General features: G+C 67.6%; 14 protein-coding genes. 5 read left to right on the forward strand and 9 right to left on the reverse strand.

Going from position 1 to position 15,777, the window contains the following annotated elements; all coding sequences use genetic code 11:
* From BSP109_RS08720 to BSP109_RS08740, 4 genes are all read right to left on the reverse strand, one after another.
* A partial coding sequence (locus BSP109_RS08720; RefSeq protein ID WP_180959668.1) for a transposase occupies positions 1–469 on the reverse strand: 469 nt, incomplete at its 3' end.
* 499 nt (positions 470–968) lie between these two features.
* Positions 969–2,291, reverse strand: a complete 1,323-nt coding sequence (locus tag BSP109_RS08730) for an amidase (protein WP_101600070.1) — start codon at positions 2,289–2,291, stop codon at positions 969–971.
* 73 nt (positions 2,292–2,364) lie between these two features.
* Positions 2,365–3,321 carry a phosphotriesterase gene (locus tag BSP109_RS08735; RefSeq protein ID WP_101600071.1) on the reverse strand — a complete coding sequence of 319 codons (957 nt, stop codon included), beginning with the start codon at positions 3,319–3,321 and terminating at the stop codon, positions 2,365–2,367.
* A gap of 162 nt (positions 3,322–3,483) precedes the next feature.
* Positions 3,484–4,395, reverse strand: a complete 912-nt coding sequence (locus BSP109_RS08740; RefSeq protein WP_101600072.1) for a LysR family transcriptional regulator — start codon at positions 4,393–4,395, stop codon at positions 3,484–3,486.
* Between the two features lie 71 nt (positions 4,396–4,466).
* On the opposite strand from BSP109_RS08740, the gene BSP109_RS08745 reads away from it, so the two are divergent.
* Positions 4,467–5,537 (forward strand): YeiH family protein, encoded by a 1,071-nt coding sequence (locus tag BSP109_RS08745; RefSeq protein ID WP_101600073.1) that lies wholly within the window; start codon positions 4,467–4,469, stop codon positions 5,535–5,537.
* Positions 5,538–5,547: 10 nt separating this feature from the next.
* Here the strand turns inward: BSP109_RS08745 and BSP109_RS08750 are convergent, their stop codons facing one another.
* Positions 5,548–6,204 carry a GntR family transcriptional regulator gene (locus BSP109_RS08750; RefSeq protein WP_257944616.1) on the reverse strand — a complete coding sequence of 219 codons (657 nt, stop codon included), beginning with the start codon at positions 6,202–6,204 and terminating at the stop codon, positions 5,548–5,550.
* 83 nt (positions 6,205–6,287) lie between these two features.
* Between BSP109_RS08750 and BSP109_RS08755 the strand changes: the two genes are divergently transcribed.
* Positions 6,288–7,532 carry an MFS transporter gene (locus BSP109_RS08755; RefSeq protein WP_256970150.1) on the forward strand — a complete coding sequence of 415 codons (1,245 nt, stop codon included), beginning with the start codon at positions 6,288–6,290 and terminating at the stop codon, positions 7,530–7,532.
* Positions 7,533–7,588: 56 nt separating this feature from the next.
* Here the strand turns inward: BSP109_RS08755 and BSP109_RS08760 are convergent, their stop codons facing one another.
* The 3 genes from BSP109_RS08760 to BSP109_RS08770 form a co-directional block, all read right to left on the reverse strand.
* On the reverse strand, positions 7,589–8,563 hold the full coding sequence (locus tag BSP109_RS08760; protein WP_101600075.1) for an ornithine cyclodeaminase family protein: 975 nt from the start codon (positions 8,561–8,563) through the stop codon (positions 7,589–7,591).
* Between the two features lie 88 nt (positions 8,564–8,651).
* The gene (locus BSP109_RS08765; RefSeq protein WP_101600143.1) at positions 8,652–10,112 is read right to left on the reverse strand and encodes an MDR family MFS transporter; all 1,461 of its coding nucleotides are present in this window, start codon (positions 10,110–10,112) and stop codon (positions 8,652–8,654) included.
* Positions 10,113–10,447: 335 nt separating this feature from the next.
* Complete coding sequence (locus tag BSP109_RS08770) at positions 10,448–11,998, reverse strand: AMP-binding protein (protein WP_101600076.1); 1,551 nt, start codon at positions 11,996–11,998, stop codon at positions 10,448–10,450.
* Positions 11,999–12,264: 266 nt separating this feature from the next.
* Here BSP109_RS08770 and panB point away from each other — a divergent pair, with 266 nt between their 5' ends.
* The 3 genes from panB to BSP109_RS08790 all read left to right on the forward strand — a co-directional run bounded on the left by panB (position 12,265) and on the right by BSP109_RS08790 (position 14,989).
* Complete coding sequence (gene panB, locus BSP109_RS08780) at positions 12,265–13,113, forward strand: 3-methyl-2-oxobutanoate hydroxymethyltransferase (protein WP_101600078.1); 849 nt, start codon at positions 12,265–12,267, stop codon at positions 13,111–13,113.
* A 203-nt stretch (positions 13,114–13,316) separates the two neighbouring features.
* A complete protein-coding gene (locus BSP109_RS08785) occupies positions 13,317–14,654 on the forward strand; it encodes an ammonium transporter (RefSeq protein WP_101600079.1) in 1,338 nt (445 codons plus the stop codon).
* Positions 14,651–14,989: a P-II family nitrogen regulator gene (locus BSP109_RS08790; RefSeq protein WP_101600080.1), complete on the forward strand. Its 339-nt coding sequence runs from the start codon at positions 14,651–14,653 to the stop codon at positions 14,987–14,989. The genes BSP109_RS08785 and BSP109_RS08790 overlap by 4 nt, the downstream gene beginning before the upstream one ends.
* 110 nt (positions 14,990–15,099) lie before the next feature.
* Here BSP109_RS08790 and BSP109_RS08795 read toward each other — a convergent pair whose 3' ends face one another.
* Positions 15,100–15,669, reverse strand: a complete 570-nt coding sequence (locus BSP109_RS08795; protein ID WP_101600081.1) for an XRE family transcriptional regulator — start codon at positions 15,667–15,669, stop codon at positions 15,100–15,102.
* Positions 15,670–15,777 lie beyond the last annotated feature (108 nt).

The raw sequence follows: 15,777 nt of genomic DNA on the forward strand, positions 1-15,777 counted from the left end.
CCAAGGGCCGGTGGCGGAACGCCTCGACCTGCTCATCGAGATCCGCAGCCATCCGCGAGACCTGGGACTTCGACAACGCGTTGATCCCCAGAGTCTTGACGAGCTTGTCCATCCGCCGCGTGGAGACCCCGGCGAGGTAGCAGTCCGCGACGACCGTGATCAGCGCCGATTCGGCCCGCTTGCGGCGCTCGAGCAGCCATTCCGGGAAGTACGTGCCTTGTCGTAGTTTCGGGACGGCCACGTCGATCGTGCCGACCCGGGTGTCGAGGTCACGGTGACGGTAGCCGTTACGCCTGGCCGTGCGGTCCGGGGAGGGCTTGCCCCACTCGGCACCGACGACGGCATCCGCGTCGGCGGACAGCAGGGTGTTGATCATGGTCTGCAGCAGGCTCCGCATCATGTCTGGAGATGCTTCGGACAGGGCTTCACCGAGAAGGCCTGCAGGGTCGATAATGTGAGGAGCGGTCATCGTGATGACTCCTATTCGAGGATTCTTGGAAGGTTGACTCGAAGGATCACACGGTGGCCGCGCCCACATCCGGGAGCGAGGGACCGGCCTCTGTGCGTTACACCACTCTATGGGGCTCTACTGCGAAGGATGACTATCGAGCAGAGCCATGCAGGTGTGTACCGCCACCGTTTGCTGACCCGAGGGGCGATCGAGCCGGCCGGCCGAGGCTACGTGACGTTCGCTGTGCCCTATACCGACTCGTATCTGAGGACGCATCCGGGACGCCAGACCTCTCCGAGTGGCAATGACGATGTAAGCCGCGAAAAGGGTCGAGGATGACCCGCATCATCGAGTCCAGGTAGTCGCGGAAGTACGCCACCATGCCCGGCGCGCCCTCCAGCCGCGCTGGGCTCGTCGCGGTTCTCGATTTCACCTCCACTTGGAGCGGTTTCCGGGCCTTTGTCCTCCATGCGGTGACAATGCTTTTCGGTCGCTTGGCCAGAGCTCCAGCTCCTCCTCAGCGGGCGTGCAGGTACCGCTCCGCATAGTCGAGGAGGTCCAGGTCCTCACCCGGCGCCGCGACCAGCTGGACGGACTCCGGCAGGGCGCTCGGCTGCACCCCGTCGGCTCGGCCGGCGCTGGTGAGGATGCCATCCGCACCCACCGCATCACCGGCGATCGGCAGTGTGATCGCCGGCCATCCGAGCACATTGAAGGGCGTTGAGAAGTAGGTGAACGCGGCGCGGTGCTCCGGACCGATCTCCGACCACCGCGGCACGGGCACGTCCATCGCAGGGGTGATGATGACGTCCGCAGCATCGAACAGGCTCAGCGCCGTCCTCCGCAATACCTCCTGGCCAGCACGCGCGTCCTCGTACTGCGCAGTCGTCACATCCGCACCCGCCAGCGCACGCTCCCGCACGACAGGCTGATAGCGGTCACCCTGCGTGGCCAGGAACTCGCGGTGGATCGCGTACGCCTCGTACTTCCGCAGCACCTCGTACAGGCGCAGCGCCTCATCGATGACGGAGTCGAGGTGCCGGCCCGCCGCGGAATCCTCCCCTGCCCGCAGCACCCGGGCGGGCCGACCGACGGAAGCCACAGCGGCCTCGGCGGCGGTGGCATCGGTCCGCTTCTGCGGCTCCGTCCGCCCCGGCGGGACCTCCACCTCGCCCGTGGCCACCGGGTACCCACCCTCGATCCGCGTGGCGAGGAACGCGCCGCGGACGAGGTCGATGTCGAGCGCGAAGAACCCGACCGTGTCGCATGAGGGAGCGAGCGGGAAGATCCCCTCGACGGGCACGAGGCCGAACGTCGGCTTGAAGCCGATCGTCCCCGTGCAGGCGGCGGGGATCCGTACAGAGCCAGCCGTATCCGTACCGACCGCCAGCGGAACGGCACCGGCAGCGACCAGGGCAGCGGAACCCGAGCTGGAGCCCCCGGTGCAGAGCCCCACACCGCGCGGATTCACGACCTTCCCGAAGACACTCTCGTCACCCAGGATCCCGTAGGAGAACTCCTGGCAATTCGTCTTCGCGACGGTGAGCGCACCGGCCTCTTCGAGTGCGGTGACGACGGGCGCGGTCGTCACCTCACCCCGTCCCGTGTCCACGGCAGAGCCCATCGACGTGGGGTAGCCCTCGACGTCGATGACGTCCTTCACGGCGAGCGCGACGCCCTCGAGCGGTCGTTCCTGCCCACCCGACGCCGCACGCTCAGCACTCTGCGCCGCCAGTGTTCGGGCTCGCTGCTCCGTCGTCACGGTGATCGCGTTGAGCGCCTCACTCCCCTCCGCAAGACGCCTCAGCGACTCCTCGATCGTGTTCGCTCCGCCCGCCATTTCCACCTCTTCCTCTCCTGGGACCCAGCCTCTCCCGAGACCCAGCCTCTCCTCGGCCTCAGCCCCTACACCCTCACTCGAAGTACCGCCGGATGTTGCCCACCAGCATCGTGTCGATCTGATCGTCCGTCACGCCGCGCTCCCGCAGTGCGGGGAGCACCTCTTCCGTGATGTGGCGGTAGTTCCACGTGGGCACGGCCTGCTTCTTCGCCTCCGGGTCGAACCAGTCGATGAAGCATGCCGCGTCGTGGGCGAGCACCATCCGGTCGGCATACCCGTCCGCCGCGAGCCGCGCGACAGTGTCGACCCGATCCGCGAAGGGCAGCAGCACCTCGAGTCCGAAGCGGTCCATGCCCAGGATGGATCCCGCGTCCGCCACCTCCTTGAGGTAGTCGAGGTCCGTCGAATCGCCCGAGTGCCCGATGACGACCTTCGTCAGATCGGCACCCTCCTCCCGCAGGACCCGCTGCGCGTCGAGGCCCGAGCGCGTGTGCGGGTTCGTGTGGACCGTGATCGGCGCGCCGGTGCGCACGTGCGCCTGCGCGACCGCTCGCATCACGCGCTCGACTCCCGGGGTCATCCCCTGCTCCTCGATCGCGCACTTGAGGAACGCCGCACGCACACCGGTGTCCGCGATGCCCTCCGTCAGATCCTTGACGAACATCTCCGTCAGCGGCTCCGGCTGGTCGAAGAGCAGCCCGGGACCCGTGTAGTGGAACTGGAAGGGGATCTCGTTGTAGGTGTACAGCCCCGTGGCGGCGATGATGTTGAGGTCGGTCCGCTCTGCGATCCGCTGGATGCGCGGGATGTAGCGACCCAGGCCCAGCACCGTGGGGTCCATGATCGAGTCGATCCCCAGTCCCTTGAGCTCGTTGAGGTCTCGCACCGCCAGGTCGATCATCGCCTCTTCGTCCCACTCCTGGTAGTTGAGGCGATGCTCTTCACCCAGGACGAACACGTGCTCGTGCGCGTAGGTGCGCCCCAGCTGTGCGCTGTCGATCGAGCCCTTGACTGTCTCCACTGCCGCCATCTTCGGCCTCCTCCCGGCGTCTCCGCCGAACCTCGTCACCACGCTGTGACACGCCACCACCCTGTGGCGTACAGCACAATCGTAGCCTGAGGCTCGGACACGACGGGGGACGTCACCTGCGCAGACGGAAGGACGCCTGCGCCTGCACCACGGACGGGAGCCTCACACCTGCGGCTGGCCAGCGACCTCCACGAGTTCTGCTGCGGCTCCGGTCAGGCGTCGCGGCCCCCTCCACACCGCTGTCAAGGAACGGCGCACTCCGTCGCCTGCGATCGGCACGCGCAGGAGTTCTCCCGAGTCCAACTGCGCACGCACTGCCAGCGCACTGAGCACCGCCGGCCCCGCTCCAGATGCGACGGCGATCCGCACCGCGGCGTTGCTCCCCAGGACCATCGCGGGCGGTGCCAGCGGACTGTCTCCCACCACCGCCTCGAGCGCTTCCCGGGTGCCGGAGCCGCCCTCCCGCACCACCAGCGCCGTCGCCGCGAGCTCGTCCAACCCGACGGGGCCCGTCCTCTCCGCCCACGGATGATGCGCCGCGATGACGAGGATCAGCTCGTCATCTGCGACAACGCGCGCGTGGATGTCGCGGGGGATGTGGGGTGTCTCTACGAACCCCAGTCGCAGACGTCCCTCCCGCACGTCATCGATCACCCGCGTCGAGTTCTCGACCTCGAGGTGGACATGGGTATCCGGCGTACGCCGCCGCAGCTCCGTGAGCCAGACGGGGACCAAGTGCTCCGCGATCGTCATGCTCGCACCGACGCGCAGCTCCGGCGCGTCCTCGTCACGGGACGTCCGCAGCCATTCGGTGAAGTGATCGGCCGCCGCGAGCAGCTCCCGGGCATGCGCCGCGTAGACCAGACCCGCAGGGGTGGGCCGGGAGCCTCGCGGGTGCCGATCCAGCAGCGGGAACGCAGCCTCCGCCTCGAGGCGCGCGATGAGTCGGCTCGCATTCGGCTGGTGGAGGCCCTGAAGTCGTGCCCCCGCGCCCAGGCTGCCTTCGTCCACGACCGCGACGAAGAGGGCGAGCGCCTGCAGGTTCGGCAGGTCATGCGGTGGCTCCAGGTACATATCACGATGATATGCCCTGGTGCTGTTTCCCCGTCTACCGGCGGGGCTGTGCGCTTGGAAGAGTCGAGCTCATGCAGGAATCCCCCTCGTCCGCACCGGTGTCGCACACCGCTGAGACGGCCGACGCCCAGGCCTCACCCGCCGCGACCCGCCTCCCCGGCATCACCCTCTGCACTGTGGCAGCGCTCGCTGCTTACGGTGCGGGCCTGCTCCTGCCCGGCGTGAGCCCGCTCATCCTCGCGATCGTCGGCGGAATCGTCGTGGCGAACCTCGTGCCCCTCCCGGCTGCCACTGCTCCCGGGATCGCGTTCTGCGCGAAACCGGTGCTGCGCGCCGGCATCGTCCTCCTGGGTCTGCAGGTGGTGCTGGGTGACATCCTCGGACTCGGCCTCGGGGTGATCGCGGTCGTCGTGTGCATCGTCGCCGTCGGAATCATCGGAACGATCGCCATCGGCAGAGGCCTGGGCCTCTCACCGGTGCTCACCGTACTCGTGGCCTGCGGCTTCTCGATCTGTGGGGCCGCTGCTGTCGGCGCCGTCGCGGGTGTCGTGGATCCGAAGCAGAAGCACGACAAGGACGTCGTCACCGCCGTCGCCCTGGTCGTCCTCTTCGGAACCCTCATGATTCCGCTGCTGCCGCTGACCGCGAACCTCCTCAACCTCGACAGTGCCACTGCCGGCCTCTGGGCCGGCGGTGCGATCCACGAGGTCGCTCAGGTCGTTGCAGCCGGGGGCGTGCTGGGTGGCGGAGCGCTGGCGATCGCGGTCATCGTCAAGCTCGCCCGGGTCCTCATGCTGGCGCCGGTCATCGCGATTCTGAGCGTGATGGAACGTCGGCGTGCCACCGCCTCCGATATCACTTCCACCGCCCCTGCAGCACAGCTGCCGCCGATAGTCCCGCTGTTCGTCGCAGGGTTCCTCGCGATGGTCGTCGTGCGCTCGTTCGTGCCCGTGCCGGAGATCGCGCTGGACATCGCCGGCGTCGTCCAGACCCTGCTGCTGTCGGCAGCGATGTTCGCGCTGGGATGCGGGGTGAAGGTGCGGGCCCTGGTGAAGGTCGGCCCGCGCCCATTCGTCCTCGCGGCGCTGTCGACGATCCTCGTCGCGTCACTCGCGCTGACGGGCATGCTCCTGGTCGGCTGAGCCCAGCCGCTCACGGCACGAAGGCGAAGGGCTCCACTGCCGCATTGTGCGTGTCACGCAGGTGTGCGCGCAGCGACTCCGCGAAGAGCGCGACGTCGCCGGACCGCAGCGCCTCGATCAGCGCGCGATGCTCCTCGAGCATGGCCGTCCGTCGCTCGATGAGTCGCTCGCCCTGCCGGAAGAGCATGAAGCGGCGTCGATCGGCCAGGCGATCGCTCATCTCCAGCAGCACGGCGTTGCCGCCGGCTTCGACGAACATCCGGTGGAAGCCGGTCGTGTGGTCGATGAAGACCGGCAGGTCACCATCCGCCAGAGCAGTCTCCTGCGCCTCGAGCGACTCTTCCAGCCTCGGCAGCAAGCTGTTGATCGTCGCCGTCGTCGCCCGCTGCACCGCAGCGGCCTCGAGCATGTATCTGGCATCTGCGATCTCTGCGATGTCGCGGTCGCTCAGACCATTCACCAGCGCCCCGCGCTTGGGGTAGATCGTCACCCACTTCTCCTCCTGGAGCCGCGCCAGAGCGGCGCGCACCGGAGTGCGGCTCATCCCCAGAACCTCGGCGAGGCCGCTCTCACCCAACATCTGGCCGGGAGCGAACCCGCCTTCGAGGATCGCATCGCGGAGGTGCCGGTACGCGCGCCCGGCCGCCGACGAATCGTCAGTCGTCACCTGTCCACTCCCCTTCATCCGGCACTCACCCACCCTGTAGGATCCATCTTGTATCCTAGATGACGAGGACAAGGACGACGACGGTGACGTCACAGAAGCTCACACTGGCCAAGCTCTTCACGGCCCAGCTCTTCTCCGGCGCGGGGATCGCGTCCGGCTACGCCGTCGGCGGTCTGCTCGCAGAGCAGATCACGGGCAGGACCGCGATGGCGGGCTTCGCCCAGATGAGTGTGATCCTGGGGGCCGGCCTGGTCGCCTATCCGCTGTCCACGCTGGCGTCGCGGTTCGGCAGGCGCACTGCGCTGACCCTCGGGTTCGGAATCGGGACCCTGGGCGCCGCCATCGTCCTCACCGGCGTCGCCGTGGGCTTCCTGCCCCTGTTCATGGTCGGCATGATGCTGTGCGGCTCCTCGACCGCCGCGGGCCTCCAGGCGCGCTACGCCGCATCCGACACCGCGAATCCCGCCAAGCCGGGACAGGCGATGTCGATCGTCATCTGGGCGACGACCGTCGGGTCCGTGCTGGGCCCCAACTTCACGGAGCCGGGATCACGACTGGGCGAGCTGCTCGGCATGAATCCGCTGGCGGGGCCCTACCTCATCTCGATGGGCTGCTTCCTCCTCGCGGCGACCGCGGCCTTCACCCTCACCCCCGAGCGCCGCGTCGTCAGCAGTCCCACGGACCAGCAGGAGACGACGGTGCGCACAGCACCCCAGGACCGGCCCTCCTTCGGCGAGGCGCTCCGGTACCTCCTCCGCCAGCCGGTCGCCCTCTACGCCGTCATCACCGTGATCTCGGGGCAGATGATCATGACCAACGTGATGGTCATGACCCCGGTGCACATGGACCACCAGCACTTCGACCTCACGGCAGTGGGGATCGTGGTGAGCATCCACATCATGGGCATGTACGTCTTCTCCCCGATCTTCGGCTGGATGGCGGACCGATGGGGGCCCGGCAGCGTCATCACCTCCGGCGCGGTCGTCTACGCCGTGACCATCGCGCTGGGGATCTACGACTCGCTGCTGCCCTCGTCGGACTTCGTCATCCTCAACATCGCGCTGTTCCTGCTGGGGGTCGGCTGGTCGATGTTCCTCATCGGCGGATCGTCGCTGCTCGTGAAGTCGGTGAACGATCGCATGCGGGTGCCGCTGCAGGGGATGTCCGACTCCGCGATGAATCTGGGCGGCGCGCTCATGGCGGCATTCGCGGGCACGGCGCTGCAGTTGGGCGGATTCTTCCTGATCAATGCGCTCGCCGGAATCGTGCTGCTCGTGAACATCGTCTTCGCCGTGCTGGCCCGCAGACGGTCGCACGCCGCCTCTTAGGCAGTGGCACTTACTCAATGGCACCCGCGGTGGTACCGGAATGTCAGGGGGATCGCCTACTCTTGCGTCTCACCCGCGCGCCTCAGGATCGCCTCGGCGAATGCCAGGTCCTGCAGCGCGAAGCCCGAGCTGTCGAATACCGTGACCTGGTCAGCGTCCACCCGGCCGGGGGCCGCTCCCGTCAGGACGGATCCCAGCGCGGTGACCGGGACCTCGGGCGCGGCATGCCAGAATTCGCCGATCGACCGGGACTGTTCCGGCAGGTCGCAGAAGAGGCTGCTCCGCTCATAGAGCGCGGTCCCAAGCTCCTGCTTGCCGGAGCCGTCCGCGCCCATCGCGGAGATGTGGGTTCCCGGGCGCACCCAGCCAGCGTCGATGACCGGAGACTTCGCATTCGTCGCGGTGACGACGACGTCGGCCCGTCGGACGCCGTCCTCGATCGAGGTCGCCTCGACCGTCACCCCACCCGGTACCCCTGCACTGCTCGGGCCCGCCGCCGAGGCCCCCAAGACCTCGCGCAGCCGTTCCGCCCGCTCTTCGGCGGCCTCGGGACGGCGGCCTGCGACGAGCACGCGCTCGAAGTCGCGCACGCGGAACGCCGCGCGCGCCTCGTAGAGCGCCTGGTGGCCCGTGCCCACCACGGTGAGCACGCGGGAATCCTCCCGGGCCAGGGTCTGCACCGCGAGTGCGTCCGCCGCGGCGGTGCGGAAGCCGTTGCCGGCTGCGGCCTCGACGACGGCGCGGATGCGTCCGGTCTCCGGGTGCAGGAGGATCACGGACGATCCATGGTTCGACAGTCCGTGGGCGTCATTGCCGGGCCAATAGCTGCCGATCTTGATGACGGCGGCAGTGCCGCTCGCCCCGGACTTCACGGTGAAGCGGTGGCCGCGCTCCGTCACGGGGGCCACGACGACGGGGTAGACGGTGGAGTCCCCCACGGAGGCGAGGAAGGCCTCGCGCGCCGATTCCAGCGCGAGAGCCTCATCGACCAGCTCCCGCGACACCGCCTCGTCCACCACTCGGATCGTCATCCCGGCCTCCTCATCACCACACGAAGACTGCTTCCGCTGTGGTTCTCACCCTAGGTGGTGCGGGTGAAGGTGCGGGTGCGGGTGCGGGTTAGTCTGCGACCACCTCGGCCGCCTCCTGGTCCTCGGGCTTCTGGATGAAGAAGGACAGGACCACCGGGACGATCGCGATGCACGCCGCGATGAGGAAGGCGGCGCGGGCACCCGGTGCTGCGGCCTCGGCAGCGGACTCGCCAGCAGCCTCGCCCGCATGCAGTGCGGCGGAGTAGACCGCCACGAGGAGCGCGGTCCCCGCCGCTCCGCCGACCTGCTGGAGGGTGTTGAGCACTGCGGAGCCGTGCGAGTAGAGGTGCCGCTGGAGCGATCCCAGCGACGCGGAGAACAGCGGGGTGAACGACGCGGCGAGGCCCAGCGACATGACCGTCTGGACGACGACCAGCGTCCATGTGGGCGTCGCAGTGCCGACCGTCGAGTACACGAACATCGCCGCAGCGATCATGAAGGTGCCCGGGACGAGCAGCACGCGGGGTCCGCGCGCATCGTAGATCCGGCCCATGACGGGACCCAGCAGACCCATGAGGAGCGAGCCCGGCAGCAGCACCATGCCCGACTGCGCGGCGGTGAGACCGGCGACCGTCTGGAGGAACAGGGGCAGCAGGGAGAACGTGCCGAACATCGACAGGGCGACGATCGCCATGATGATGACGGACAGCACGTAGTTGCGCGACCGGAAGACCCGCAGGTCCAGCAGTGCGCGCTCCCTCTTCTGCAGGGACAGCTGCCGCCACACGAACACGGCCAGGAACACGAGGCCGCCGCCGATGGCGCCCCACCCGATGAGGAAGACGGCCGAACCGGCACTCCCGGTGTTCGCTCCGCCGAACTGGCTGAGGCCGTATACGATCCCGCCGAACGCCAGTGCGGACAGCAGGATGGACGACACATCGATCGGCGCGCTGGTCGACTCGCCCAGGTTGGTCATCCACTTCGCGCCGAGGCCCAGGGCGACGAGCGCGATCGGCAGGACGATGCCGAACAGCCAGCGCCATCCGAGGTTGTCGAGGACGATGCCGGACATCGTCGGTCCGATCGCGGGAGCGAGCGACATGACGAGGCCCACGCGGCCCATCATGCGTCCGCGCGAGTGCGCGGGCACGACGTTCATCATGGTCGTCATGAGCAGCGGCAGCATGATGCCGGTGCCGGCGGCCTGCACGACGCGGCCCGCCAGCAGCGGGATGAACCCGGACGCGACCAGGCAGAGCGCGGTGCCCGCGGAGAAGGTGATCATCGCAGCCAGGAACACCCGACGCGTCGTGAATCGCTGGAGGATGAAGCCCGTCGTTGGGATGACGACCGCCATCGTGAGCATGAAGGCGCTCGTGAACCACTGCCCCTGCTCAGGCGGAATGCCCAGCGAGACGTTGAGTTCCGGAATGGCGATGGCCATCGTCGTCTCGTTGAGGATCGCCACGAACGCGGCTGCGAGCAGGAGCCAGATGACCCGCATACCCGCAGGATCGATGTCATCGTTGCGCGACACTGCGCGCATGCTTCCGGTATCGGTGGTCACGGCTGTGCTCCGAGTCTGTGAGAGGTATATCCGCACACGCGTGGCAGGACCGCCATGGGTGCATTCGATGATGATCAGTCGTCATCGGCGGAGTCGGCACGTGCTGCTTCCAGCCGTCGCTCCGGCGCAGATGAGGAGATGATCCTAGCACCGCGCGACTCCCACCGATAGACGTCTGGCAGTGACCCGCACCTCGCTCGCGGGGTCCGGTCTCCTCTGTGGACTCGACGGATCCTGTGGGCTCGGCGGGTCCCGTGGGTTCGACAGCTCCAGCAGACTCAGCAGCTCCTGTGGGCTCAGCAGCCCGTGTGGGATCAGCCTTCGCGCAGGAGGTAGCGCTGCACCTTGCCGCTGGGCGTCTTGGGCAGCGACTCGACGAAGTGCACGGTGCGGGGGTAGGCGTGCTTCGAGTACTGCTCGCGGACGTAGGTCTGCATCTCCGTGCGCAGGTCATCCGTCTCGGACACTCCGTCGGCCAGGACGACGAAGGCCTCGACGACCTCGCCGCGGATGCCTTCAGGATCGGGGCGGCCCACGACCGCGACGTCGACGACGGCCGGATGGGTGATGAGGACGCTCTCGACGTCGAAGGGGCCGATCCGGTAGCCGGCGGCGAGGATCACGTCGTCATCACGGGCGGTGAAGTAGTAGAAGCCGTCGCCGTCGACCTTCCCGGTGTCCGCCGTGAGGTACCAGCGGCCATCGTCGGTGAACCGCTCCGCGGTCTTCTCCGGGGAGTCCTGGTAGCCCGTGAACCAGAGGAGCGGGCTGTTCTCCACGTCGATCGCGATCTGCCCGTCGACGATGCCGGCGGAGTAGCCGGGCATCGGCTGACCCATCGAGCCGGTGCGCACCGGCTGTGCGATCTCCGGGTGCCAGTTGTTGTTGATGACCATGCCGAGTTCGGTCTGCCCGTACTGGTCGCGCACCTCGGTGCCCAGTGCCTCCTGCGCCCACGAGACGACGTCGGGGGTGAGCGGCTCGCCCGCCGATGATGCCCGGCGCAGGTCGATGCCCGTGACGAGGTCCGACTTCGACAGTGTGCGGTAGACGGTGGGAGCACTGGCGAAGTTCGTCACGCCGAACTCCTTGAGCACTGCGACTGTCGACTCCACGGAGAAGCCGGCCATGAGCTGCAGGCTGCGCCGTCCGGCGACCATGGGGCCGAGGATGCCGTAGTAGAGGCCGTAGGCCCACCCCGGATCGGCAGCGTTCCAGAAGACGTCGTCTTCGGTCACGTCGAGCGAGTAGTGGACGTAGCAGTGGAAAGCGGCGAGCGCGCGGGCCGGCACGGGCACACCCTTGGGCTTGCCGGTCGTCCCGCTCGTGAAGAGCTGGAGCATGGTTCCCCACCCTCCGACGGCGACGTTCTCCGCCAGCGGGGCAGCGGCATCGATCCGTGCGTCCAGGTCATCACCGACCTCGAGCACCTCGATGCCCGCGATCGGATCGAGCTTGAAGCGCTGCGACGGCTCTGTCATGACGAGCGTGGCGGCGGATCCTTCGACGCGCATCTCGATCGCACCGGTCGCGAAGGCCGTGAAGAGGGGGACTTGGACGGCGCCCAGCCGCCAGATTGCCAGCAGCGTCTCGACGAGTTCGCGCCTCTTGCTCATGAGGACGGGCACCCGATCGCCCTCCCGCACTCCGTGGTCGGCGAGGACCGTCGCGAGCCTGCGCGAACGCTCGGCGAGCTGGCCGTACGTGACGTCCTCGGAGCCGAGGTCCTCGTCGATATACGTGAACGCGACGGCTGTCGGGTCATGCCGATCGCAGACGAGGTCTACGACGTCCGCGTCCGGAGTGTCGTAGGTGGCCAGCCATTCGGCCACGTTCTGTTCGACAGAGGGGTTCTGCGTGCTCATCCTGCTCCTTCGCGATCCGAGAGCCCGGGCGTGCCCCTGCTCTCAGCCTCAGTCTGGTGCATCGCGCCGTTCGACGTGCAATCGGGGTCTCCTGATGCGATCGAGGAGGCGCGGCGGTGCGTCCCGTACACCAGCATCGCGGCAGACAGCAGAACCGGGCAGTCCACTGCTTCCATACGGGTCCGCAGGATGACACAGGTCACATCGCCTCCGTGCGGTTCCCTACGGTGAGTAGGACGGATACGGCCCATCTGGGAGGACCACCAATGACAGAGACGACTGCACCCTACGGATCGCGCGGCGCGGCCGCGCCGACGACGACCAAGCGCGTGCGCATCCCGCACCTGCGCACTATGAAGGAGCGTGGCGAGAAGTGGGCGATGCTCACGAGCTACGACATGTACACCGCTCAGGTCTTCGACGCCGCCGGCATCCCCGTGCTCCTCGTCGGAGACTCGGCCTCCAACAATGTCTACGGCTACGAATCGTCACTGCCGGTGACGGTCGACGAACTCCTGCCGCTCGTGCGAGCCGTCAGCCGCTCGGTGTCACGCTCACTCGTCCTCGCGGACCTTCCCTTCGGCTCCTACCAGGAGTCTCCGGAGCAGGCCTTCCGCACCGCGGCGCGGTTCATGAAGGAGGCGGGCGCGCATGCGGTGAAGCTCGAGGGCGGGATGGAGATGGTCCCGCAGGTGGAGAAGCTCACGACCAACGGCATCCCAGTCATGGCGCACATCGGCTTCACCCCGCAGTCCGAGCACCAGCTGGGCGGATACCGCGTCCAGGGTCGAGACGAGGCCGCAGATGAACTCGTCGACCAGGCGCGCGCCCTGGAAGCGGCCGGAGCCTTCGGTGTCGTGATGGAGATGGTCCCAGCGGACGCCGCCCAGCGGGTGACGGAGGCGGTCTCGATCCCCACGGTGGGGATCGGCGCCGGCAGCAGCTGCGACGCCCAGGTACTCGTCTGGCAGGACATGATGGGCCTCCGCACCGGGAAGATGCCGCGCTTCGTCAAGCAGTACGCGAACCTCGCAGAGACCATGGGCGACGCGGCCCGCGCATTCGCCGCCGACGTGGCGCAGGGATCGTTCCCCGCAGACGAGCACTCCTTCTGATCGGGGAATGGCTGCCGACCGGGGAAAGATCGACCCGATCTCCCACCCCCCTCAGGTGAGGACGCCCTGCTGACCTGACACCACCCGCTGTCTCCCATTGGTTGCGTATCGCCCCCCATGGTTGCACAACCATTCCCCTCGCAGTTACTGTTGTCCCTTGCCAGTGGAAATCACTGTGCACTATGACACCTGCGGAGGATGATATGAATGCTGCGGATATTTCTGCCGGTGACACGAGCTGGGTGCTGATCAGCGCCGCGCTCGTGCTCCTGATGACGCTGGGGCTCGCCTTCTTCTACGGAGGAATGGTCCGAGCCAAGAGCGTGCTCAACATGGTCATGATGTCTGTGGTGACCATGGGCCTCGTCGGGGTCCTGTGGGTTCTCGTCGGGTTCTCCCTGGTCTTCGGCGAATCGATCGGCGGGTTCATCGGCAACCCGACGGACTTCGCCGGCCTGGTCGCAATCCTGCACGAGGACGCAGTCGTGGACGGTGTTCCGACACTGATCTTCGCGGGGTTCCAGGCTGCCTTCGCGATCATCGCGGTAGCACTGGTGAGCGGTGCGGTCGCCGATCGGATGCGGTTCTCCGCATGGGTGGCGTTCGGCGTGGTGTGGGCACTGTTCGTGTACTTCCCCGCCGCACACTGGGTGTTCGCGTTCGATGGATCCGTATCGGAGAACGGCGGCTTCATCGCGAACGACCTGGGAGCCGTTGATTTCGCCGGCGGGACTGCAATCCACATCAACGCCGGGGCCGCGGCGCTTGCGCTGGCCCTCGTGCTCCGACCGCGCCTCGGGTTCGGCAGGACGCCGATGCGCCCGCACAATCTGCCGCTCGTCATGCTCGGCGCAGGACTGCTCTGGTTCGGATGGTTCGGCTTCAACGCGGGGTCAGCACTCGGTGCGAACCACACCGCGGCATTCGCCTGGATCAACACCCTCGCAGCACCAGCCGCGGCCATGCTCGCGTGGCTGCTGGTCGAGAAGATCCGCGACGGACGACCGACCTCGCTCGGCGCCGCATCCGGCGTCGTCGCCGGCCTGGTGGGGATCACCCCCGCCGCCGTCGCAGTCACTCCCCTCGGCGCCATCGCGATCGGTGCACTGGCCGGAATCGGTTCAGCCCTCGCCATCGGGCTCAAGACGAAACTCGGCTATGACGATTCGCTCGATGTCGTCGGTGTGCACCTGGTCGCCGGCCTGATCGGAACGCTCGCGATCGGCATCCTGGCGAATCCGATCGCCCCCGCCGGCGAAGCCGGTCTTCTGCACGGCGGCGGACTCCACCTGCTCGGGGTCGAAGCGCTCAGCGCAGGGATCGTACTGGTCTACAGCTTCGTCGTGACCACGGTGATCGCCCTCGTCCTCAGATCCGTGATGGGCGGCATCCGCGTCACCAGCCACGAGGAGTCGTTCGGCATCGATGTCTCTGCTCACGCAGAATCGGGCTACGACTTCTCGCAGGTGCCCTACACGTCGCGGAACATCACGCGCAGCATCGTCATCCCCACTCCCGAACAGCAGGAGGTCGGCTCATGAGACTCGTCACCGCAATCCTTCAGCCCATCGCCCTCGACTGGGTCCAGGTCGCTCTCGCACGGCACGGCATCAGCGGTATGACCGTGAGCGAATGCTCGGGCTATGGACGTCAGAACGGCCACCGTGAGGTGTACCGAGGCGCAGAGCTCACCATCGACTACATCGGCAAGGCTCGCCTCGAGATCCTCGTCCCCGATTCCGACGCGGACACAGTGATCGAGGTGATCGCACACGCGGCTCGGAGCGGCGAGGTCGGCGACGGCAAGATCTGGTCGACGACGGTGGATGAGGTCGTCCGGATCCGCACCGGCGAACGAGGCGAAGCGGCCCTCTAATCCCCTCCGGCGCTGCGGTGGTCCACGGACCACCGCAGCGCCGGATTCTGTCATCCGCGCGGGAATCGGCGATCCGCGCGGGATTCGGCGCGGCCACCTGCTGGGGCCGCTCAGTGCGAAGCGGCCTCCGTCCGGTCACCGGCGGAGTCCGGTGGACGCTCCTGCGTCACGAACACGGAGAGGAACCGCACCGGCGCCGTGATGATCCGGGCTGGGCCGTGAATGCCCTCGCTGTCGAAGAGCAGGCTGTCGCCTGTCTCCATACGGAAGGTGGACTGCTGATGCTGATAGTCCATGATCCCTTCGAGCACGTACACGAACTCCGAGCCCATGTGCTGGAAGAGGGGGAACGGATGGCTCTCCTCCGTCAGCGTCACGAGGAGCGGCTCGAAGAGACCGTGGTGACGCATGAGCTGCCCGAGCAGCTGGTAGTGATGCCCGAGGTTGCTTCCGCGCCGCACGGTCTCAGGTGCCTGTCCGGCCTTCGCGAACACTGCCTGCGTCTCGAAGTCCGCGGCACGGAGGAGACTGGTGACGGGGACTTCCAGGCCCTTCGCCAGCGCATCCACCGTCGCAAGGCTCGCCGAGGTCTGGGCATTCTCGATCTTCGACAGCATCTGCCGACTGATGCCGACCCGGGCCGCCAACTCCGAGAGCGTCAGTCCGCGAGCACTGCGCATCTGCCTGGTGCTCTCCGCGATCGCCTGTTCAAGCGATTTGGGTGGAGGCGACGAGGGACGCCCACCTTCGACCGGGGGGCTCAGTTCATGCCCCGGCGGATAGTCGTT

It is taken from the genome of Brevibacterium sp. Mu109 (assembly GCF_900169375.1).
Lineage (GTDB): Bacteria > Actinomycetota > Actinomycetes > Actinomycetales > Brevibacteriaceae > Brevibacterium > Brevibacterium yomogidense_A.